This is a genomic window from Novosphingobium sp. KN65.2, from assembly GCF_001368935.1.
GTDB classification, from domain to species: Bacteria; Pseudomonadota; Alphaproteobacteria; order Sphingomonadales; family Sphingomonadaceae; genus Novosphingobium; species Novosphingobium mathurense.
The window spans coordinates 1-20,178 of the sequence record NZ_CCBH010000148.1; the positions used below are offsets into that span (position 1 = coordinate 1).

A 20,178-nucleotide genomic window follows, 5' to 3' on the forward strand; every position below is an offset into this window, starting at 1 on the left:
CGCCTGGATTGCTCCAGGCGCCCCACTCGGCGAACCGATTGTCCCTTCCGGAGAAGGGAGCGAAATCAGGCGCTGTAGTACATGTCGAACTCGACGGCCGACGGCGTGGTTTCCCAACGCAGCACTTCCGGCCACTTCAGTTCGAGGTAGGATTCGATCTGGTCGGCAGTGAACACGCCGCCCTCGATGAGGAAGTCGTGGTCAGCGGCCAGAGCTTCGAGAGCTTCACGCAGCGAACCGCAGACGGTCGGCACTTCGGCGAGTTCGGCCGGCGGCAGATCGTAGAGGTTCTTGTCCATGGCGTCGCCCGGATGGATCTTGTTCTTGATGCCATCGAGGCCGGCCATGAGCAGCGCGGCGTAGCACAGGTAGGGGTTGGCCATCGCGTCGGGGAAACGGAATTCCACGCGCTTCGCCTTGTCACCCGCACCGTAGGGGATGCGGCACGAGGCCGAACGGTTGCGCGCCGAGTAGGCGAGCAGAACCGGGGCTTCGTAGCCCGGCACCAGGCGCTTGTAGCTGTTGGTGGTCGGGTTGGTGAAGGCGTTGAGGGCCTTGGCGTGCTTGATGACGCCGCCGATGAAGTACAGGCAGGTGTCCGACAGGCCGGCATACCCGTTACCGGCGAAGGTGTTCTTGCCTTCGTCCCAGATCGAGATGTGCGTGTGCATGCCCGAGCCGTTGTCCTTCATGATCGGCTTCGGCATGAACGTGGCGGTCTTGCCATAGGCCTGAGCGACCATGTGCACGACGTACTTGTAGATCTGCATGCGGTCGGCGGTGGTGACCAGCGTACCGAAGGTCAGGCCGAGTTCGTGCTGCGCGGCAGCCACTTCGTGGTGGTGCTTGTCGCAGGGCAGGCCCATTTCGATCATGGTCGTGACCATTTCGGCGCGGATGTCGACAGCCGAGTCGACCGGAGCGACCGGGAAGTAGCCGCCCTTGGCACGCGGACGGTGAGCCAGGTTGCCCTGGTCGTACGACTTGTCCGAGTTGCCCGGCAGTTCGATGTCGTCGAGCTTGAAGCCGTTGCCGTCGTAGCCGTCGTAGAACTTCACGTCGTCGAACATGAAGAATTCGGCTTCGGGGCCGACGTACACGGTGTCGCCGAAACCGGCAGCCTTGACGAAGGCTTCGGCGCGCTTCGCGGTCGAGCGCGGGTCACGGCCGTAGAGGTCGCCGGTCGAGGGTTCGACGATGTCGCAGAACAGGATCAGCATCGGGGTGGCCGAGAACGGATCGGTGTAGACGGCATCGAGGTCGGGCTTGAGGATCATGTCCGACTCGTTGATGGCCTTCCAGCCTTCGATCGACGAACCGTCGAACATGAGGCCGTCTTCCAGTTCGTCCTCACCAAGAACCGAGGACACCATCGTCAGGTGCTGCCACTTGCCCTTGGGGTCGGTGAAGCGGAGATCAACCCACTCGATTTCCTCGTCCTTGATCTTCTTAAGGACGTCCTTTGCACTTGCCATTTCCGTTGTTCTCCAGTCTTGCCCTGCCGCCGCGCGGAAGGGGATCAGGGGTTTATTGGCACTCCAGGAATTCTACCGGCCCCCCGTGCCGGATTGTTCCCCAGTCCGGCTCAAGCCGGAATTTGAGAAAGCCCTCGGATCAGAGGGCGTCGTCGTCCCGTTCGCCGGTGCGGATGCGCACCGCGGTCTCGACCGGGATGACGAAGATCTTGCCGTCGCCGATGCGGCCGGTCTGCGCGGCTTCGGCAATCGCCTCTACCACGCGGTCCGCCAGGGCGTCGGCCACGACGACCTCGAGTTTCACCTTGGGCAGAAAGTCTACGACGTACTCGGCACCGCGATAAAGCTCGGTATGCCCCTTCTGACGCCCGAAGCCCTTTGCTTCGGTGACGGTGATGCCCGAAACGCCCACTTCGTGAAGCGCTTCCTTCACTTCATCGAGCTTGAACGGCTTGATGATGGCTTCGATCTTTTTCACGCCTGTCTAGACCCCTGCACTTGATCCCGGATTTCCGAAGAGGTTTTCCGGTCCGGGAACCAGATGCCTCGCGCGCGACTCCCATCAAGAATCGTGCCAATACGGTTGCCCACTAGGTAGGACATGTGTGCAGCCGCGAAAAGACCGGAATCGTTCGATTTACCCTATCGAATGCGGTGTTTCGGCAATGTCCGGCGGGCAAGATGCACAACATCTGTTCAATATTCAGGCAAGCCCTGCCTCAAAATTGTGCAATGCGCCCAACAGGGCGTCAGCACGAGGCGCGGCGGGGGTGGCTCCGGGAACCGGGTAAGGCAACGGGCAGCCGGAAGGGCTTGCCGACCGTTCCGGACGTGAAGCCGTTGTTGGTGGGGCCAACCGGCGCTCTATCGGCGCCGGGGCGAAAGGCCGGCTCGTCAGAGACGCAGTCCTGCGGTTTCGGGCAGGCCGGCCATGATGTTGAGGTTCTGGACCGCGGCGCCGCTGGCGCCCTTGCCCAGATTGTCGAGCATGGCAACGAGGCGGGCCTGGCTGCCGTCGGCAGAGCCGAAGACGCGCAGGGTCAGCGTGTCCACCGGCTGCATCGAAGCGCGCAACAGCAGCTCGCCCGGTTCGTCGTCGACGACCGAAACGATCGGGCTGCCGGTATAAGTCTCGCTTAACTTTTCGCGCAGGGCATCGGGCGAGCCGGCATTCTTCATGGCGCCAAGGTGCAGCGGCACTTCGACGACCATGCCGCGATGCGCGGCGACGACGGCGGGCGCGAAGAGCGGTGCAACCGAAAGACCGGCATGAACCGTCATTTCGGGCACGTGCTTGTGTCCCATGGCCAGGCCATAGGCGCGGAATGCGATGTCGCGGTCTTCCTCGAAGCGCCCGATCAGCGCCTTGCCACCGCCCGAGTAACCGGAAACGGCATGGCACACGTAAGGCCAGTCGGCCGGTAGCAGCCCGGCGGCCACGAGCGGCGCGACGAGGGCGAGGAAGCCGGTCGGATAGCAGCCCGGATTGCTGACGCGCATGGCCGAGGCAATCGCGTCGCGGCCGACCAGCTCGGGAAAGCCGTAGGTCCAGCCATCGGCGGTGCGGTAGGCGGTCGATGCGTCGATCACGCGGGTACGGTCGTTGCGGATCATCGCGACGGCTTCACGGGCGGCATCGTCGGGCAGGCAAAGGACGACGAAGTCCGCGTCGTTGAGCGCTTCGGCGCGCGCAGAGGCGTCCTTGCGGCGTTCGTCGTCGAGAATGACGAGGTCGAATTCGCTGCGGCTGCCGAGCCGATCGGCAATTTCGAGGCCGGTGGTACCGGCGGCGCCGTCGATGAAGACCGTCGTGCTCACTGCTCGATCACCTCAATCCCGGAAAGCGCGACGTAGCCGACCTGGCCATCCTCGCCGAGCTGGCCCCAGGCCCAGTTGCCGGCGATATCCAGCACGTTGAAGGTTTCGCCTGCGGGCAGTTCGCGGATCGCGTCTGCATCCTCGCGCCCGGCGATGCGCAGGATCGCGCCCGGAAGCACCTTGTGCGGCATCGGCACCGAGTAGTGCGGCACGAAGTAGAGACCGGCGAGCTTGATGTGCGCCAGATCCCCGCGAACCGGAAGACAGCCGGGATCCGCGGTCACACTCGGCCCGGTCATGGCAAGAATGCCGTCGATCCGGGGGGGACGGGTATGGGAATCCTCGATGGCCAACGCGGTCATGTCTCCAAAGTCAAAGATGGGCGCGCTTAGCTGGGGCATGGCCAAGAAGCAAGGTTTCGGCGAGTCATTTGCCGTACCGCTGTCTTAGCATATTCCAGCTCGCCCGCAGACCCAAAGCGTCTCCCCCCTTCGGACGACCCGGCTTGGCGGAAGGCCGCCAGGCGAAGGTGTCGAAATGGGCCCAGTCGACGCCCTTGGGGACGAAGCGGTCGAGGAACAGCGCCGCGGTGCAGGCGCCGGCAAAGCCGCCGCTGCCGGCGTTATTGATGTCGGCCACGTCGGACTTGAGCATTTCGCGGTAGCCTTCGTGCAACGGCAGGCGCCAGCACGGATCGTCGCTGGCAAGGCCGCCGTCGAGCAGGGCCTGCGCCGTTGCGTCCTCGCGCGCGAAGAGCGCGGGCAGGTCGGGGCCGAGCGCGACCCGGGCCGCACCGGTCAGCGTCGCAAAATCGATGATCAGCTCCGGCTCCTTCTCTCCGGCACGGGCGAGGGCGTCGCCGAGGATCAGGCGGCCTTCGGCATCGGTATTGCCGATCTCCACCGAGATGCCTGCGCGACTGCGCAGGACGTCGCCCGGGCGGAAGGAGTTGGCTGAAACCGCGTTTTCGACGGCGGGGACCAGCAGGTGCAGCCGCACCGGCAGCTTCGCGTCCATGATCAGCCGCGCCAGCGCCAGGGCATGCGCCGCGCCGCCCATGTCCTTCTTCATCAGCAGCATGCCCGAGGACGGCTTGATGTCGAGCCCGCCCGAATCGAAGCAGACGCCCTTGCCGACGATGGCGATCTTCGGGTGCTTGGGATCGCCCCATTCCAGCTCGATCATGCGCGGCGCGTGGCTGCGCCCGGCAGCGCGGCCCACGGCATGGACCATCGGGTACTCGCGTTCGAGCATGTCGGCGCGGGTCACGTGGATTTCCGCGCGATAGGCCTTGGCAAGGCTTTCGGCCTCCGCCTCGAGCTGGCCGGGACCCATGTCCTCGGCCGGGGTGTTGACGAGGTCGCGGACCAGTTCGACGGCCTCGGCTTCGGCGGTGATCGCGTCGATCTTGCCCGCCTCTGCGGTCAACAGAACGCGCGGGCCTTCCTCGGAAGGATCGGAGCGATAGCGCTCGAAGCTGTATTGCCCGGTGATCCAGCCGAACATCGCGCGGCCCGGCTCGGCGCCGTGGCAACGATAGGTGCCGGCAGGCAGCGCATCGGCGAGCTTGGCGAGGCACCAGCTGGACAGTTCCCCGGTCCGGGCGACGCCTGCCACCACGACCCAGCCGTCGCCATCGGGCACGATCGCGTGCTCGCCTGCATCGGCGGTGAACTTGTGTGCGTCGAGCGCGGCGCGCTGGGCCGCGGTGCGTTCCTTGAGGAAGGCATCCAGTCCGTCCTTGTCGACGAGGTGGATTGCCACGGCCTTCTGGCCCCGGTCCGGCTGAATCAAAGGGTTCTTGTCGCTCATATCGAGTTTCTCTAGCGTTGGCTCAGGCCCGAGTGCGAGAGGAAATTTATGCGAATTGGCGGATTGGTGTTGGCAAGCGTTCTCCTGGCAGGCGGCTGTTCGGGCAAGCAGGCCGATGCCCCGGAGGATCAGCCTTCGCTTTCAGCCTCGAATGATGCCGGGGTTGGCGGCACGGGAGCCGGCTCGGCCTCGCAGGCGGCGACGTCCGATGGCGCTTCGCCGGACGCGCAGGCTGCAGCAGCCATGGGGCGCAAGGAAGAAGCCTCGAACGACCTTTACGAGTTCGCTTACGAGTATCCCGATCAGGCCGGCGCGATTCCCGGGCTGCGCGCGCGGCTTGATGCCAAGCTGGATGAAACCCGCAAGGCGCTGATCGCCGAATCGCGCGACGACCGGCGCGAGGCGAAGAAGAACGACTTTCCCTATCACGCGCACAGCAGCCAGACTTCGTGGAAGGTGGTAACCGACCTGCCGGGCTGGCTGTCGCTGTCCTCGGAGTTCTACGTTTTTTCCGGTGGCGCCCACGGCATGAGCGGCTTCGATTCGCTGCTGTGGGACAAGCAGGCCGACGCGGCCCGCAAGCCCGAAACCCTGTTCACCAGCGAAGCGGCCCTGCGCTCGGCAATCCGCAGGCCCTTCTGCAGTGCGCTCGACAGGGAGCGGGAAAAGCGGCGCGGGGTGCCGGTGCAGCGTGGCAGCGACGACATGTTCAGCGACTGCATCGATCCGCTGGAAAGCACGGTGATTCTCGGCTCGTCGAACGGCAAGACCTTCGATCGCCTTGGAATTCTTGTCGGTCCCTATGCGGCCGGGCCCTATGCCGAAGGCACTTATGAGATCACCTTGCCGGTCACCTCGGCCGTCCTTGGCACGGTGAAGCCAGCCTACAAGGACAGTTTTTCGATCGGCAACTGATCTTTCGCGATTGCGAGCATCTCGCATTTGGCGGGCAAGATCGCTATGTGGGGGCCATGAGCGAATACCAGATTGTCGAACCCGGAAGTGAAACCGTCCTGCGCGACGGCACCATCAAGTTGCACGGACCCGAGGCTTTCGAGGGCATGCGCAAGGCCGGGCGCCTTGCTGCCGCGATCCTCGACGAAGTGGCCGCGATGGTGCAGCCGGGTGTCACCACGGCTGAAATCGACGACAAGGTTCGCGAACTGACGCTCGACGGCGGTGCGGTTCCGGCGACACTGGGCTATCGCGGCTATGCGCATTCGTGCTGCATCTCGATCAACCATGTCGTGTGCCATGGCATTCCTTCGGAAAAGACGCTGAAGGAAGGCGATATCCTCAACATCGACGTGACCCCGCTGCTGGATGGCTGGCACGGCGATTCCAGCCGCATGTACTTCGCGGGCGAGCCCTCGCTGAAGGCGCGCAAGCTGGTCGATGTGACTTACGAGTGCCTGATGATCGGCATCGAGCAGGCCAAGCCCGGCAACCGCGTGGGCGACATCGGCGCGGCGATTCAGGCCTATGCCGAATCGCACCGCTACGGCGTCGTACGTGAGTTCTGCGGGCACGGTCTCGGTCGCCTGTTCCATGATGCGCCCGAAGTGGTCCACGCCGGTCGTCCCGGCACCGGGCCGCTGCTCAAGCCCGGCATGTTCATGACCATCGAGCCGATGATCAACCTGGGCAAGCCGCCGGTGAAGCTGCTCAACGACGGCTGGACCGCGGTCACGCGTGACAAGTCGCTTTCGGCCCAGTTCGAACACTCGATCGGCATTACCGAGGACGGCTGCGAGATCTTCACGCTCAGCCCGGCGGGCCAGCACAAGCCGCCCTACGCCTGACCCCGACCGTGGCCGGGGCTGAAAGGCCCCGCCGCAACCGCGCGGCGCCCGGCGCGTTGACGCCTCTGCCATGATCCGCGCCAAGTTTCCCGGAATTTGCCTGCTGCTCGCGCTTGCGGCGGCGCCCGGCCTGTTCCTGCCGGGCGCGGCCCATGCGGGTCCATGCCCTGTCGAACATGTCGGAAAACTCGGCACCGGCGCCTGGCCGGTCGATGGCGAGAACGCTCTGCAGGCCGATCTGGCGCGCCTGCACGGCGGCTGGTTCTACACCTGGCAGGCGAAGTCGGGGCTAAGCGATCCCCGCTTCGTGCCGATGATCCGGTCGGGCCGGGATCTGCCGCAGGTCTTCGCCACGGCTTCGCCAGTGCTGCTGACCTTCAACGAACCGGACGAAGCGAAGCAGGCGAACATGAGCGTCGAGCTTGCGCTGGCCTATTGGCCGACGCTGATGGCGACGGGCAAACGTCTCGGATCACCGGCGACTGGTACGGGCAACGAACTGGGACCTGACAGCTGGCTCGGCCGCTTCATGGCCGGGGCAGGCGCGCGCGGTTATCGCGTCGATTTCATCGCCGTCCACCACTATGCGCAGTCCCCGGATATCGACGCATTCCGCCGTCGCCTCGAGCGGATCCACGCGGCTTATGACAGGCCGATCTGGGTTACCGAATGGGCGCTGGCCGACTGGACGCGGCCGGGCCGCTTTTCCGTTGCCGAACAGGCATCGTTCTTCCGCCGCGCCTCTGCGATGCTGGATGACTTGCCCTTTGTCGAACGCCACGCGTGGTTCGGGCTCTACGAGGGGCTCGACGGCTGGAACCTGCATTCCGGGCTGGTCGCAGACGGCAGGCTCACCGAGGTCGGCAGGGCCTTCGTCGATCTCGCCACCTGCGAGGCCGCACCGGACGATCCGGAATAGCCCTGCCGCTCAGAAGCTGATCACGGCCTCGCCGATGGCATTCCACACGTCGGCCAACTGATCCTCCGTGATGCAGTAGGGCGGCATGACGTAGACCGTATTGCCCAACGGACGCAGCAGGATCCCGCGCTCGCGGAAGAAGGCCATGAGGTCGGGCGCCAGCGTATCGAGATAGCCCCCTTCGCCCGAGGTCTTGAGGTCGAGCGCGGCAATCGTCCCGCATTGGCGGGCGTTGTCGAAGTGGCAGAAGCTGCCGAGCTTTTCCAGCCAGAGCGCCTGCCGCCCGGCCAGTGTGGCGATACGCTCGCGCACCGGTTCCTCGCGCCAGATCTGCAGGTTCGCGTGGGCCGCCGCGCAGGCGAGCGGGTTGGCGGTGTAGCTGGACGAGTGGAAGAACATCTTCGCGCGGTCGGTCGACCAGTGCGCCTCGAATATCGCCTCGGTCGCCATCGTGACCGCCAGCGGGATCGCGCCGCCGGTAAGGCCCTTGGACAGGCACAGGATGTCCGGCGCGACGCCCGCCTGTTCGCAGGCGAGCAGGGTGCCGGTGCGGCCCCAGCCGGTCATCACTTCGTCGGCAATGAACAGCACGCCGTGGCGTGCGCAGACCTCGTGCATCTGCGCCAGCGTTTCCGGGGTGTAGATCAGCATGCCGCCTGCGCCGAGTACCAGCGGCTCGACGATGAAGGCGGCGGTGTCGTTCTGGCGGCAGATCGCGTCCAGCGCATCGAGCGTGGCCTGCTCTGTTCCCGCGGCGGGGAAGGGCACGGTCCCGACGTCGAACAGTAGCGGTTCATAGGCCTGGTTGAACACGCCGCGTGCACCTACCGACATCGCGCCGATGGTATCGCCGTGGTAGCTGTGCTCCATCACGACGATGCGGTGCCGCGCCTCGCCCCGCGCGTGCCAGTAGCCGAGCGCCATCTTCAGCGCGACTTCGACGGCGGTCGATCCGGAATCGGAGAAGAACACCCGCGACAGGTTCTGCGGCATGATTGCGCGCAGGCCGGCGGCCACCGCTTCGGCGGGTTCATGGGTCCAGCCGGCGAAGATGATCTGGTCGAGCTTGCCCGCCTGTTCGGCGATGGCGGCCATGATCTTCGGGTTGCAGTGCCCGTGCGTCGTCACCCACCACGACGAGATCGCATCGATGTAGGATTTGCTCTCCGCGCTATGGAGCAGCGCGCCCTCGGCGCGTTCGATCATGGGGATCGGTTCGCGCAGGCCGTGCTGCGTGAAGGGGTGCCAGACAGATGACGTCACCGGGTGAAATCCTCCAGTCGAAAATGTTCGGCAAAGGCCGCGCGCAGGGTTTCGGGCGTCAGCGGATCGAGCCGCGGCAGGCGGCCCAGGCGGCGGACCTTGCCCATCTCGCAGATCGTCGCCTCGCTGTCTTCCACGGCATCGCCGACGAAGGCGATACCGAGAATGGCGATGCCGCGCCCCCGCAGCGCCTCGATCGACAGGAGCGAATGATTGATCGTGCCCAGCATGGTCCGCGCGACGATCACGACCGGGCATTGCCAGCGCGCGAACTGGTCGGCGTAAGTCATCTGGCGGGTGAGCGGCACGAGGGCACCGCCGGCTCCTTCGATCACCAGCGGCCCGTCGACCTGCGGCAGGGCGAGCCGTTCCGGATCGATGGCGACCCCGTCGATCTCGGCGGCAAGGTGGGGCGAGCAGGGTGTAGTGAGGCGATAGGCGTCGGGCAGCACGCGCTCCGGCGCGATACCGGCGAGACGGGCCACGCGGTCGCGGTCGCCGCCGTCGGCTTCCAGTCCGGCCTGCACGGGTTTCCAGTAATGGGCGCCGAGCGCGCCGGTCAGGGCGGCGGCGAAAACGGTCTTGCCGATTTCGGTGTCGGTGCCGGTGACGATGATGGGGGTGGTTGGCATGGTCGTTTCACCTAGCGCGATGAAGGTGACAGGTCACGACCTCGTATGTCACCGCGCTCCCCGATTGTTCGAAGCGGGTCATGACCTTGCGCAGGACGCCAGGCGGCAGCGGGCGATGGCGTGGCGAGGACGTACCGGCGCCGATGGCCTTGAGCGAGCGCAGGAATGCACGGGCATCGGCATGGCTTTCGACAAGTGCCTCGATGTCGAGCGCGGCCGGGGCAAGCCGGGTGAAGTCCTCGACCGGGCGGAATTCCGGCGTTCCGGCGACCAGCCCCTCGGCCGCGTGAGCTTCGCGCCATTCGGCAAAGGTGCGGGGCCCCAGCGTCGTCACGAGGCAGTGACCGCCCGGCGCGAGCCATTCGGCCATGCGGGCCAGTGCGGCAGGCGCATCGGTGAACCACTGCAGGGCAAGGCTGGAGCAGATGAGATCGAAAGGCCCGCCTTCCGGAGTGCCGAATTCCCCGTCCATCGTCGCGAATCGGCGCGAGGGCGCATCGCCCAGGTTGGCCCGGCAACGCTCGACCATTTCAGGGGCGATGTCGGTGATCGTCCAGTCCCCGCCGATCCCTGCCGCGACCAATGCGCGCGTCAGGAAGCCGGTGCCGCAGCCGATCTCCAGCACGCGGGGGCTTTGCGGCAGGTCAAGCGCGGCGATACGCTCGGCGAGGCGCACGGCGACACTGCGCTGGACGCGGGCATGGCCCTCGTAGTCCGGCGCCCTGGCGAAGGCCGTTGCGATACGTTCGCGTTGCCCGGTCATGCCAGCACCCCGGTCATGTCGCGCACCGCCTGCGCGCAAAACGCCGGGTCTTCGAACGGGAGGAGATGGCCGCCGCTTTCGTGCCTAAGGTGCCGTGCGGCTACGCCGACAAAGCAGGCCTCGCGCATGGCCTCGGGAAGTAGTGGATCCCCGCCAGCCTGTACGATGAGGACCGGCACTTGCGGCAAGGGTGGCCGGGAATCGCGCAAGTGCAGCAGGTCTTCGCGCAGCGGGGCGGGATCGATCCGGGCCAGAGGCTCGTCGCAGCCGACGCGCTGGCGGAATTCTTCGACCACCGGGCGCGGCTCGCGGTCGAACCGGCGCAACATCAGGTCGACGACGCGGGTCGGTACGCCCGGACTGTCGGGTGCGGCGGTGAAGCGCTCGAACCCGTTGATCGCGACGATGCCGGCGAGCCCCGGAGGCGGATCGGCGAGGATCCGCATGGTGCCGAAGGAGTGGGTTATCGCAAGGCAAGGGCCTTCGACCGCCGGGACCAGCGGATCGCCGAAATAGCCGCGGTCGTCGCGGTACTGCTCCCATTCACCGAGGAGCGGAGCGAGGGCGTCCCAGAAATGCCGGTCGAAGCCCCAGCCGTGGCAGAACAGCAGTTTCACCGCTGCACCTCTATCGCGGCGAGCAGGGCGTCGATGTCGGCCTCGCTCTGGCTGGCGCGAAGGGCGATGCGCAGGCGGCTGGTGCCCGGCGGGACCGTGGGCGGGCGGATCGCGGAGGCCAGGAAGCCTGCCTGTTCCAGCCGGGCCGAAAGCGCCATGGCATCGGCTTCAGCGCCGATCACCGCAGGCACGATCTGGGTGCTCGACTCGCCATGGTCGAGGCCGAGGCGCGCAAGGCCGCTGCGCAACCGCTCGCCCAGCATGGCCAGGTGGGTCCGCTCGGCCTCCATGCCCGGCACGAGATCGAGCGCCGCATCGATGGCGCCGAGTACCGCAGGCGGCGGCGCGGTCGTGAAGATGAAGCCGCTGGCAGTGTTGACGAGATAGTCGATCAGCGCCTGCGAGCCCGCGACATAGGCTCCGAACCCGCCGAGCGCCTTGCTGAAGGTGCCCATGGTCAGGTCGACCCGGCCCGGCACTTCGGCCGACAGGCCTGCGCCGCCCGGACCCAGCACGCCGGTGGCATGGGCCTCGTCGATGAAAAGCACGGCATCGTGGGCCTCGGCGATCATGGCAAGGCGCGCCATGTCGGCGCGGTCGCCGTCCATGCTGAACACGCTTTCGGTCAGGATCACTCGGGCCGGGGCATCGCGCCCCTTGTCCGCCAGCAGCGTTTCGAGGTGGTCGAGGTCGTTGTGGCGGAAGCGGTGCTGGCGCACGCCGGCAATGGTGATGCCCGCGTGCATGCTGGCGTGGATCAGCCGATCGGTGAAGACGGCGGCCCCCGGTAAGGCGGCGAGCAGGGCGGGAATCGCCGCGGCATTGGCCTGCCAGCCGCTGGCGAAGATCAGAGCGGCTTCGGTTCCCTTGAACTTTGCGATGCGCGCCTCGAGCGCAAGGTGCGCCTCGCTGGTGCCCGTCACCAGTCGCGATGCGCCTGAGCCGGTGCCCAACTTCGCGGTCCATTCGCGCGCACGCTCGGCCAGCAGCGGATGACGCGCGAGGCCGAGGTAATCGTTGCTGGAAAAGTCGACCAGTTCGCGCCCCTCGCGGATCACGCGGCCGCCGCCGGCGAGGGCAGCCGCACGCAAGGTGCGGCGCTGACCGGCGCTGTCGATCCGCGCCAGCGCGGACCTGAGAAGGGAATCGAGCCTGCTCATCGCAGGTGCCGGTATGGCAAGCGGAGCCTTTGCACAATGGCGCGACGGAAATCGGTGCCCCGGGCACGGCATTTCATCGAGGGGCCGTACTGGATTTTTTAAGAGTTTACGGGCTATGCAATCGATAGCATATTGCATTCCCTAACGCCCGAAGTCGGACGCGGGCGTTGATTGGCCCGGTGCCGGATCGCTTCTCTTCCATTCTCTCTCCGCGATCCTGCACCGGGCACTTTTCCGGGGCACGCGCCGCAGCGATGCAAGAGATCAGCCTTCGAACAGGTCGAGGTAGGCCACCACGTCGTTGTCGGTGGCGATGAACAGCCCATCCTGCACGTCTTCGGGCTGCTGCGCCGCGATCTGCATGGCTTCGGACAGGGGGCCGTAGAACAGGGTCTGCGCGGCGCCGCCTTCGGGGCCGGCATCGAGGTGATAGAGGCGGACCGTCGCGCTTTCGTAAGTCGTGCGCATCAGTCCACGTCCCCGTTCCCGTCTGAGTCTCTCTCGCGCTTCGCCCCGTCTAGCGTCCGGTCGAAGCGGGCCGCTTCGGCTTCGGTCGCCTTGCGCTCGGCCTTCGTGCGTCCATGCAAGGCGCGGTTGCTGTGCGCCTGCGCCTTGTCGGCGGCGCGGTCCCTGGCCTTGCGGGCCAGACGAAGGTTGATGATCTCGGCCATGTCCGGCCCGTCTTACGCCTCGACGGGTGCCGTCGTCACGCCCAGATCGGGCAGGCCGACCGATCGCTTGCCCGAAAAGTCGGTACGCACCACGATCAGGCCGTCCTTTTCCAGGTAATCGAGCAGGCGCTGAACGCGGCGCGGGCTGCTGGTGCCGTAGATGCGCGCCAGTTCCATGTCGTCGGGGCAAGGCTTGCCGTCCATCGCCGCGCGGGCGATGACGTAGAACGTCGCCAGCGCGTCGTCGGGCACGTGCTTGGCAAGGTTGAGCAGGTCGAGCCAGCGCTCGTCCTCCGGGTCCTCGATTCCTGCGAGAGCGGCGGCGAACCCGCGGCGGAACATCGTGGCGTCGAGGCCGCGGATCGAAATTCCCTTCATCCGGCAGCGGATCGTGAAGTCCTGGAACAGCGTGGTCGAGGACTGGAACGTGCAATCCTCCTCCTGCGCCATCGCATTGAGGATCTCGACCATTGCCGCGCGATTCTCTTCCGGCTCGGGTTCGGGCCGTTCGGGGCGCGGCGGCGCATCGGCGACACTGTCGGACGTCGCGATGCTGGCCGCCAGTTCCTCGACGTCGAGGCGCGGGCGCGGCGCCGGGCGCGGGAATTCGGGACGCTCGGGCTCGACGTGGAGGTCGGCGTGGAGCAGCTCGCGCATGTCCTCGGTGCTGGCGGTAGGCAGCGGGGCGAGGCCGGGCGTCACCGACTTCGCGCCGGTCCGGACCGAGCCGATGTTCACCGCGACCGGGCGGCGCGCGATGGCCGGGCCGAGGCCGAGGAACTGGCCGCGCGCAAGGTCGCGGATCTGTTCGGCCTGACGGCGCTCCATGCCCAGCAGGTCGGCAGCGCGCACCATGTCGATGTCGAGGAAGGTGCGGCCCATCAGGAAGTTGGATGCTTCGGCCGCGACGTTCTTGGCCAGCTTGGCGAGGCGCTGGGTGGCGATCACCCCGGCGAGGCCGCGCTTGCGCCCGCGGCACATCAGGTTGGTCATCGCGCCCAGCGAGATGCGGCGGGCTTCCTCGGAAACTTCGCCGGCGGCGGCGGGCGCGAACATCTGCGCCTCGTCGACCACCACCAGCGCCGGGTACCACTGCTCGCGCGGGGCATCGAACATGGCATTGAGGAACTGCGCGGCGCACTTCATCTGCTGGTCGATTTCCAGCTCGTCGAGCGCAAGGACGACCGAGGCGCGGTGCTGGCGGATGCGCGCGCCCAGCCGGACGATCTCGGCCTCGCCATAGGCGGCGCCGTCGATCACGACGTGCCCGAACTCCTCGGCGAGGCTGACGAAATCGCCTTCGGGATCGATCACCACCTGCTGGACGATGGAGGCGCTTTCTTCGAGCAGGCGGCGCAGCAGGTGCGACTTGCCGGACCCGGAATTGCCCTGCACCAGCAGGCGGGTCGCGAGAAGCTCCTTGATGTCTATCCTGATCGCCTCCCCATTAGGGGTCTGGCCGATGACGATGTCTGCACTCACCGGTCCTGCATTAAGCAAGCGGTGCCGGGGAATCAAAGGCGCGAGGGGCTTTTATCCATAGCTTGGGGTGTCCCGGCGGCCTGCGGCGCGGTTCGCCGCCGTCGCGGTTCTATCGGTCCAAGGTACAATTGGCGGGCCATCCCGACAGGCGCACAATGCCCATCGAAACTTCATGCCAGAACATGAATGGAGATTGGGATGCTGGAACAGGCCATGAGCAGATTCACCGGCGATTCGCTGATTCGCGAGCGCTTCGACAACTTCATCGGCGGCAAGTGGGTGGCCCCGGTCCGGGGTGAGTATTTCGACAATATCTCGCCCGTCACCGGCCAGGTCGTGTGCCAGGTCGCGCGCGGCACGGCGGAGGACATCGAACTCGCGCTCGATGCTGCCCATGCCGCCCGCGAGGCATGGGGCCGCGCCTCCACCATCGAGCGTTCCAACACCCTGCTGAAGATAGCCGACCGAATGGAAGCCAATCTCGACAAGCTGGCGCTCGTCGAGACGATCGACAACGGCAAGCCGATCCGGGAGACGACGGCTGCCGACATCCCGCTTGCGATCGATCACTTCCGTTACTTCGCCGCCTGCATTCGCGCGCAGGAAGGTTCGCTGGCAGAGATCGACCACGACACCGTGGCCTATCACTTCCACGAACCGCTCGGCGTGGTCGGCCAGATCATCCCGTGGAACTTCCCGATCCTGATGGCGGCCTGGAAGCTCGCTCCGGCGCTTGCAGCGGGCAACTGCGTCGTGCTCAAGCCGGCCGAGCAGACGCCGATGGCGATCATGGTCCTGGCCGAGCTGATCGCCGACATCCTGCCCGCCGGGGTGCTCAACATCGTCAACGGCTTCGGCATCGAGGCCGGCAAGCCGCTTGCCACCAACAAGCGCATCGCCAAGATCGCTTTCACCGGCGAGACGACGACCGGGCGCCTGATCATGCAGTATGCGTCGGAAAACCTGATTCCCTGCACGCTGGAACTGGGCGGCAAGAGCCCGAACATCTTCTTCGCCGACGTGATGGCGCAGGACGACGATTTCCTCGACAAGGCGCTCGAAGGCTTCGCCATGTTCGCACTCAACCAGGGCGAGGTCTGTACCTGCCCGAGCCGGGCACTCGTCCACGAATCGATCTACGACCGCTTCATGGAAAAGGCGATCGCCCGGGTCGAGGCGATCAAGCTGGGCAGCCCGCTCGATCCCTCGACGATGATCGGCGCGCAGGCATCGAACGACCAGCTCGAGAAGATCCTGTCCTACATCGACATCGGCAAGGGCGAGGGCGCCAGGGTCCTCACCGGCGGCGAACGCTTCGTGCAGGACGGTGAACTGGCCCAGGGATACTACATGCGCCCGACCGTCTTCGAAGGGCACAACAAGATGCGCATCTTCCAGGAGGAAATCTTCGGCCCGGTCCTATCGGTCACGAAGTTCGCCAGTGACGAAGAAGCGCTCGAGATCGCCAACGATACGCTCTACGGTCTGGGCGCGGGCGTCTGGAGCCGCGACGGCACCCGCGCCTATCGCTTCGGTCGCGGTATCCAGGCGGGCCGCGTGTGGACCAACTGCTACCATGCCTACCCGGCCCATGCGGCCTTCGGCGGCTACAAGCAGTCGGGCATCGGCCGCGAGACGCACAAGATGATGCTCGACCACTACCAGCAGACCAAGAACCTGCTGGTCAGCTACAGTCCGAAGGCACTCGGCTTCTTCTGATGCCTTCGGCCCGGGCCTTATCGGGCTTGCCGGTGCCGGTCTTCTCTCTCCACCAGCCAACGACCGGCACCGGAACCTCTGCAACGGCGGGTGGCCATGCGGCCATCCGTCGCCTTTTCGCGTCATGAGCGCCCCCGTGCCACCGCGCATCCTTGCCACGCCAGAGGCCGAGGCGTGGATCGAACGGCTGCGCGCCAGGCATGGCGATCTCATGTTCCACCAGTCGGGCGGGTGCTGCGACGGATCTGCGCCGATGTGCTTTCCCGCCGGCGAGTTCCGCGTCGGCGGGCAGGATGTGCTGCTGGGTACGCTGACGGGCGACACCCCGGTCTGGATCGGCGCGGCGCAGTTCGAATACTGGCGCCATACGCAGGTCACCATCGACATCGTGCCGGGACGCGGATCGGGCATGAGCCTGGAAGCGCCCGAAGGCGTGCGATTCATCATCCGCTCGCGCGTGTTCAGCGATGCCGAGGCCGAGGCGCTGGCGGCAGCGGGAGAGCCCCGCCGCGGCGATGCGCCGCCGACAGGCGCAAGCGGATAGAACCGACAGGAATGCCCGAATTTCCTTGGCGGTCCGTCGGCAAGGTCCTAGAAATTCGGGAGATCGGCACTCGCTCGCAAGACAGAAGCGGGGCCGATGGGAGACAGGCGAATGGACATGGAAGTGCAGCATGGCAAGGATCGGCTGGTGGCCAGCACCTCGCGCGCCGAGGATCCGGTGGCGGCCGTGGCCGAACTTGTCGAAGGGCTGGAGGGGTGCGAACTGGCTGGCGGTCTGCTGTTCTGTTCGCACCGCTACCCGCGCGACGACCTCGCCCGCGAACTGGGCCGGGCACTGCCGGGTGTTCCGCTGGTCGGCTGTACCAGCGCGGGGGAACTGACCGATCGCGGCTATGACACCGACAGTCTGTTGCTGATCGGCTTTCCGGCCTCCAGCTTCTCGATGGCGGCGCTGCGCTTCGACGATCTCGACCATTTCGATCCGCGGGCGGCGCAAGGCGCGATCCGCCAGCTCGTTTCGGGCGCGCGGCTGGATCATGGCGCGGCCGGCGATCTGCACCAGGTCGCGCTGTTCTTCGTCGATGGCCTTTCGCACCGCGAGGAACTGCTGACGATGACGGCGCAACACGCGCTGGGCGATGTCCAGCTGATCGGCGGGTCGAGCGGAGACGACCTTGCCTTTGCCGAGACCGCGGTGCTGCACGAGGGTGAATTCCATTCCGATGCGGCAGTGATCGCGTTGCTCACCAGCAGGCGGCCGATGCACGTCTTCAGCGCCAGCCACTACCAGCCGGGTCCGGCCAAGATGGTGATTACGGAAGCCGATCCGGAAACGCGCACGGTCTACGAGATCAACGCCGCGCCTGCTGCGGAAGAATACCGGCGGCTGGCCGGCAGCCCGGCCGAGACGCTCGACGTCCATTTCTTCGCCGCCCATCCGCCGATGGTGCGCACCGGCGGGCAGTACCACGTGCGCTCGATCCAGTCGGCCAACCCCGACGGCAGCCTGACTTTCTATTGCGCCATCGATACCGGGGTGGTCCTGACCATCGGCGAGCCGGTCGACCGCATTGCGTGGCTGCGCGAACTGTTCGGCAAGGTCGGCGCGCGGGTCGGCGAAATCGACCACATCATCGGTTTCGACTGCGTTCTCAACCGGCTGGATGCCGAGGACCGCCAGATCTCGCGCGAGATATCCGGGCTCTATTCCGAGTTCAACGTGCTGGGCTTCAGCACCTATGGCGAGCAGTTCCTGGCCGCGCACATGAACCAGACTTTCAGCGGCCTGGCGATCGGGCGGTGACGGCGATGGGCACAGCGGCGGATACCGGCGAGGTGGAAGAGCTGAAGCTGCGGATTGCCCGTCTGGAAAAGATCAATGCTGCGCTGATGGACCGGGTCGAGCGCTCGACCGACATTCAGGGCGGGGCCTTCTCGATGTTCGAGACGGCGATTTCCCTGGAGGCCATGGTGCGCGACCGCACCGGGGCACTCGAGGAAGCGCTCGGTCGCCTCAACGATGCGAATGCGGAACTGGCGGCCGCCCATGCCGCTGCAACATCGGCGCGAACCCTTCTGCGCGATGCGATCGAGTCCCTGAGCGACGGCTTCGCGCTGTTCGGCAGCGACGACCGCATGATCCTGTGCAACCGCGCCTTCCTGAAGATCTTTCCCTATTTCGAGGACATCAGCGATGCCGCGCCGGAGTTCTCGCAATTGGCCTCGCATCTTGCCCAGTCGGGCGCGGCCCTGGCGTCGCGCGATGCGCCCGAGCGTTGGCTGCAGGACCGGGTGGCGCGCCATCGCCTGGCGCAGGGCGCGCATGTGCAGGCGCTGTCGGACGGGCGCTGGATCCAGATCAACGAACTCAAGACCAGCGACGGCGGCACCGTCGGGATCTACACCGACATCACCTCGGTCAAGGCCGAAGACGCCCGGCAGCGCGCCCGCGAACTGGCCGAACGCAACCTCGCGCTGCAGGCCACGCTCGATACCCTGTCCGAAGGCGTCTGCCTGTTCGATCCGCAGCGGCGGCTGCAGGCGTGGAACGAGGGCATGCTGACGATCCTCGGGCTTGGCACGGATGCGCCGGGCAACGGTCTCGACAACCACGCTGCGCTCTCCGAATGGTGCATCCTCAAGCTCGGCCTCGACCGGCCCGACGCTCTCGACTGGCGTGAGGGCGGGGCCGCGCAGGTGGCGACCCAGTGCATGATCGGCGAGCGGCATTTCACCGTGCGCTCGGTTCCGCTCAAGAACGGCGGCATGGTCTTCACTTTCGACGACATAACCGACCGCGTGCGGTTCCAGCGCTCGCTGACCGAGACGGCCGAGACGCTTGAACGCCGGGTCGCCGAACGCACTGCCGAACTCGTCGACCTCAACCGGCAGCTCGTCGAGGCGAAGAACGAGGCGGAGACGGCCAACCGTTCGAAGACCAGCTTCATTGCCGCGGCCAGCCATGACCTGCTCCAGCCGCTCAATGCCGCGCGACTGTTCGTTTCGGCGATGGACGGGCATGACATGCCGGCCAAGTCGCACAGCCTCGTGCAGCAGGCATCGACCGCGCTGGACTCGGTGGAGGACCTGCTCGAAGCGCTGTTCGAGATCTCGCGTCTCGACGCCGGGGCGATCCAGCCCGAGTTCACCGATCTCTCGCTCGACCAGATCCTGCGCGCCTTGCGCATAGAGTTCGCCCCGCTGGCGCAGGCGGGCAACCTTGTCTTCGATGTCCCCGAAACGGAGCTGTGGGTGCGCAGCGACCATCGCCTGCTGCGCCGCGTACTGCAGAATTTCGTGTCGAACGCGATCCGCTACACCGAAGAGGGCAGCGTTGCTGTGGAGCTGACGCTGGAGGGCGATCACGTCGTCGTTACCGTGCGGGACACCGGGCCCGGCATTGCCGCATCCGACCGCGACGAGATCTTCGAGGAGTTTCGCCGCATCGGCAAGACGCAGAAAATCCCGGGCAAGGGGCTGGGCCTTGCCATCGTGCGGCGCGTCACGACGATGCTGGGCCACGAGATCGGCCTGGAAACGGCGCCCGGAGAAGGGGCGGCGTTCTCGATCCGCCTGCCGCGCGCGGAACCGGCCGCACTGCCGACCGAAGTGCGGCCTGCCGCCGTGAACGGCTCCGGCGAAGCCGGGGGCCTCGTGCTCGTCGTCGACAACGACCCGGCGATCCTGTCCGGCATGGAAGCCCTGCTGGAGAACTGGGGGCTCGATGTCGTCGCCGTCGGCGATCCGCAGGACCCGGCTGCGCTGGCTGCGCTGCAGCAGGGGCCGGCCATGCTGATCGTCGACTACCACCTCGATGACGAGGTGACCGGCGATGTCGCGGTTGCCCAGCTGCGCGAGAAAGCAGGCTCGCAAGTACCGGCGATGGTAATTACGGCAGACCGCGGCGAGGAGACCAAGGCGCAGCTTGCCGGCCTGTCGCTTCCGGTCCTGCACAAGCCGGTGAAACCTGCGCAGTTGCGGGCCCTGCTGCGCCAGCTTGAGGTGATCTGAAAAGGCGCGGTTCGTCGAAGGACGGGGGCCT

At 66.4% G+C, this 20,178-nt stretch carries 20 protein-coding genes; 7 read left to right on the forward strand and 13 right to left on the reverse strand.

The window, feature by feature from the left end; genetic code table 11:
• Window positions 1–65 precede the first annotated feature (65 nt).
• From glnA to SPHV1_RS11025, 5 genes are all read right to left on the reverse strand, one after another.
• Complete coding sequence (gene glnA / locus SPHV1_RS11005) at window positions 66–1,475, reverse strand: type I glutamate--ammonia ligase (protein ID WP_054946094.1); 1,410 nt, start codon at window positions 1,473–1,475, stop codon at window positions 66–68.
• A gap of 139 nt (window positions 1,476–1,614) precedes the next feature.
• Window positions 1,615–1,953: a P-II family nitrogen regulator gene (locus SPHV1_RS11010; RefSeq protein WP_007013120.1), complete on the reverse strand. Its 339-nt coding sequence runs from the start codon at window positions 1,951–1,953 to the stop codon at window positions 1,615–1,617.
• 416 nt (window positions 1,954–2,369) lie between these two features.
• Window positions 2,370–3,293: an N-acetyl-gamma-glutamyl-phosphate reductase gene (gene argC, locus SPHV1_RS11015; RefSeq protein WP_054946095.1), complete on the reverse strand. Its 924-nt coding sequence runs from the start codon at window positions 3,291–3,293 to the stop codon at window positions 2,370–2,372.
• Window positions 3,290–3,655, reverse strand: coding sequence for an SH3 domain-containing protein (locus SPHV1_RS11020; protein ID WP_054946172.1), 366 nt, complete (start codon window positions 3,653–3,655; stop codon window positions 3,290–3,292). Before SPHV1_RS11020 ends, argC begins: the two co-directional genes overlap by 4 nt.
• A 64-nt stretch (window positions 3,656–3,719) precedes the next feature.
• Window positions 3,720–5,105, reverse strand: a complete 1,386-nt coding sequence (locus SPHV1_RS11025) for a M17 family metallopeptidase (protein ID WP_054946096.1) — start codon at window positions 5,103–5,105, stop codon at window positions 3,720–3,722.
• A gap of 66 nt (window positions 5,106–5,171) precedes the next feature.
• On the opposite strand from SPHV1_RS11025, the gene SPHV1_RS11030 reads away from it, so the two are divergent.
• The 3 genes from SPHV1_RS11030 (at window position 5,172) to SPHV1_RS11040 (ending at window position 7,826) form a co-directional block, all read left to right on the forward strand.
• Complete coding sequence (locus tag SPHV1_RS11030; RefSeq protein ID WP_231634639.1) at window positions 5,172–6,020, forward strand: DUF4163 domain-containing protein; 849 nt, start codon at window positions 5,172–5,174, stop codon at window positions 6,018–6,020.
• 56 nt (window positions 6,021–6,076) lie between these two features.
• Window positions 6,077–6,907 carry a type I methionyl aminopeptidase gene (gene map, locus SPHV1_RS11035; RefSeq protein WP_054946098.1) on the forward strand — a complete coding sequence of 277 codons (831 nt, stop codon included), beginning with the start codon at window positions 6,077–6,079 and terminating at the stop codon, window positions 6,905–6,907.
• A gap of 70 nt (window positions 6,908–6,977) precedes the next feature.
• Complete coding sequence (locus tag SPHV1_RS11040) at window positions 6,978–7,826, forward strand: glycosyl hydrolase (RefSeq protein ID WP_054946099.1); 849 nt, start codon at window positions 6,978–6,980, stop codon at window positions 7,824–7,826.
• Between the two features lie 9 nt (window positions 7,827–7,835).
• On the opposite strand, the gene SPHV1_RS11045 is transcribed toward SPHV1_RS11040, so the two are convergent.
• The 8 genes from SPHV1_RS11045 to SPHV1_RS11080 all read right to left on the reverse strand — a co-directional run bounded on the left by SPHV1_RS11045 (window position 7,836) and on the right by SPHV1_RS11080 (window position 14,414).
• On the reverse strand, window positions 7,836–9,089 hold the full coding sequence (locus SPHV1_RS11045) for an adenosylmethionine--8-amino-7-oxononanoate transaminase (RefSeq protein WP_054946100.1): 1,254 nt from the start codon (window positions 9,087–9,089) through the stop codon (window positions 7,836–7,838).
• Window positions 9,086–9,721: a dethiobiotin synthase gene (gene bioD / locus SPHV1_RS11050; protein ID WP_054946101.1), complete on the reverse strand. Its 636-nt coding sequence runs from the start codon at window positions 9,719–9,721 to the stop codon at window positions 9,086–9,088. Before bioD ends, SPHV1_RS11045 begins: the two co-directional genes overlap by 4 nt.
• 7 nt (window positions 9,722–9,728) lie before the next feature.
• Window positions 9,729–10,484, reverse strand: coding sequence for a methyltransferase domain-containing protein (locus SPHV1_RS11055; RefSeq protein ID WP_054946102.1), 756 nt, complete (start codon window positions 10,482–10,484; stop codon window positions 9,729–9,731).
• The gene (locus tag SPHV1_RS11060) at window positions 10,481–11,101 is read right to left on the reverse strand and encodes an alpha/beta fold hydrolase (RefSeq protein ID WP_054946103.1); all 621 of its coding nucleotides are present in this window, start codon (window positions 11,099–11,101) and stop codon (window positions 10,481–10,483) included. Before SPHV1_RS11060 ends, SPHV1_RS11055 begins: the two co-directional genes overlap by 4 nt.
• A complete protein-coding gene (locus SPHV1_RS11065; RefSeq protein WP_054946104.1) occupies window positions 11,098–12,261 on the reverse strand; it encodes an 8-amino-7-oxononanoate synthase in 1,164 nt (387 codons plus the stop codon). The genes SPHV1_RS11060 and SPHV1_RS11065 overlap by 4 nt, the downstream gene beginning before the upstream one ends.
• A gap of 264 nt (window positions 12,262–12,525) precedes the next feature.
• Complete coding sequence (locus SPHV1_RS11070; protein ID WP_054946105.1) at window positions 12,526–12,729, reverse strand: hypothetical protein; 204 nt, start codon at window positions 12,727–12,729, stop codon at window positions 12,526–12,528.
• Window positions 12,729–12,932: a DUF4169 family protein gene (locus SPHV1_RS11075; RefSeq protein WP_054946106.1), complete on the reverse strand. Its 204-nt coding sequence runs from the start codon at window positions 12,930–12,932 to the stop codon at window positions 12,729–12,731. Before SPHV1_RS11075 ends, SPHV1_RS11070 begins: the two co-directional genes overlap by 1 nt.
• Before the next feature lie 12 nt (window positions 12,933–12,944).
• Window positions 12,945–14,414, reverse strand: coding sequence for an ATP-binding protein (locus SPHV1_RS11080; protein WP_054946107.1), 1,470 nt, complete (start codon window positions 14,412–14,414; stop codon window positions 12,945–12,947).
• Window positions 14,415–14,612: 198 nt separating this feature from the next.
• Here SPHV1_RS11080 and adh point away from each other — a divergent pair, with 198 nt between their 5' ends.
• The 4 genes from adh to SPHV1_RS11100 all read left to right on the forward strand — a co-directional run bounded on the left by adh (window position 14,613) and on the right by SPHV1_RS11100 (window position 20,147).
• Window positions 14,613–16,133, forward strand: a complete 1,521-nt coding sequence (gene adh, locus SPHV1_RS11085; protein ID WP_054946173.1) for an aldehyde dehydrogenase — start codon at window positions 14,613–14,615, stop codon at window positions 16,131–16,133.
• 124 nt (window positions 16,134–16,257) lie between these two features.
• On the forward strand, window positions 16,258–16,677 hold the full coding sequence (locus tag SPHV1_RS11090) for a DUF779 domain-containing protein (protein ID WP_054946108.1): 420 nt from the start codon (window positions 16,258–16,260) through the stop codon (window positions 16,675–16,677).
• A 117-nt stretch (window positions 16,678–16,794) separates the two neighbouring features.
• Window positions 16,795–17,940 (forward strand): FIST N-terminal domain-containing protein, encoded by a 1,146-nt coding sequence (locus SPHV1_RS11095; RefSeq protein ID WP_176168098.1) that lies wholly within the window; start codon window positions 16,795–16,797, stop codon window positions 17,938–17,940.
• A 5-nt stretch (window positions 17,941–17,945) separates the two neighbouring features.
• Window positions 17,946–20,147 carry a PAS-domain containing protein gene (locus tag SPHV1_RS11100; RefSeq protein ID WP_082430964.1) on the forward strand — a complete coding sequence of 734 codons (2,202 nt, stop codon included), beginning with the start codon at window positions 17,946–17,948 and terminating at the stop codon, window positions 20,145–20,147.
• The last annotated feature ends 31 nt before the right edge of the window (window positions 20,148–20,178 follow it).